Annotated in this window: 2 protein-coding genes; both read right to left on the reverse strand. The window is 54.5% G+C overall.

Going from position 1 to position 1,116, the window contains the following annotated elements; genetic code table 11:
• Positions 1-562, reverse strand: a 562-nt coding sequence (locus TNMX_RS10895) for a class I SAM-dependent methyltransferase (RefSeq protein WP_216593114.1), incomplete at its 3' end; no start/stop codon positions are given.
• A 102-nt stretch (positions 563-664) separates the two neighbouring features.
• A partial coding sequence (locus tag TNMX_RS13050; RefSeq protein WP_216593115.1) for a hypothetical protein occupies positions 665-1,116 on the reverse strand: 452 nt, incomplete at its 5' end.

Genomic DNA, 1,116 nt, shown 5'->3' on the forward strand with positions numbered 1-1,116 from the left:
AAGGGACTGGGAAAATCACTGGGCCAGCATCTCCGGCGAGCACGTCGTAGATCGCGAGCATACCACCCGGCTTGAGAACGCGGTACATCTCCCGGTACAGTTTCGGTTTGTCCGGGATGTTCATGGCAACATGCTCTGTCCATACGATGTCAAACGAAGCGTCCGGAAAAGGCAGGCTTGTCGCGTCGCCTTGGCGGTAGCTGACAAGCTCGGAAAGACCCATTAGGTCCGCAAGCATAGCGGCGGTACGACAGTACTCGTCGGTCAGGTCGATGCCAGTAACACGGCACCCGTATTCCCAGGCAAGACACCGCGATGTACCTCCAATTCCGCTTCCTATGTCAAGTACATGTTTCGAGGAGTCGACCCCTGTAGCCTGAGCAAGCTCCAGCGTTGCTGCCCGACCGCGAATGTGAAATTCATCAATGGGTGCCAAGTCTTCTGGCGTGAGTTGCTTCAAATTCTTTCCTGCTTTCTCGAGTGCGGTGAGGACAAAACTGCTCAGATCAGAGCGAGTGTAGTGCGCCTGAACAGACTTGTTGACTTTCCTCGGGATTCTCATAGTCCCCTCCTTCGTTGGACTGCCTCATACTCCGGGCTTCGCTCATGCAGTGAGTAACGGAATGCGTCGGGTCCAAGCACGTGTTTTTCGACGTGCATAAAATTAACTTCTTGCTGAAAGCAGTTTCAGAATTCTCAGCCAAGTCTTGTCCCCCTTGCGTCGGGGACGCCGGACAAGGCTCATTCTTGTCGCCTTACGACGTCCGCCAGCTCGATCAACACGTTCAACCACCCAAGCATCATGCCCAGAATGGATGGCCGCCACGTCCGCGGGACCGAATTCCATCTCGGTGCGATCATCCATCCGCACCTGTTGCCGTCGTGCAAGAAAGATCTTCACATGGAACCGCTGGCAGCCATCGTCACCAACGATTGGCCTGGCATGCTTGGACCACTGCCAGCCAAGCTCAAGGGTTTCCCAGTAGACTGTAAATCCCCTGACCGTGAGGACCTCGATCTTAACCTTCTCAAATAGTTGCCCTACCTCGTCTGAGGTATCAGAGCTCTTGCCTCTGATCTTTTGGATGTTCCCTGGCACGATTTCGTTCCCTTCTT

It is taken from the genome of Thermus sp. NMX2.A1 (assembly GCF_000511705.1).
Lineage (GTDB): Bacteria > Deinococcota > Deinococci > Deinococcales > Thermaceae > Thermus > Thermus scotoductus.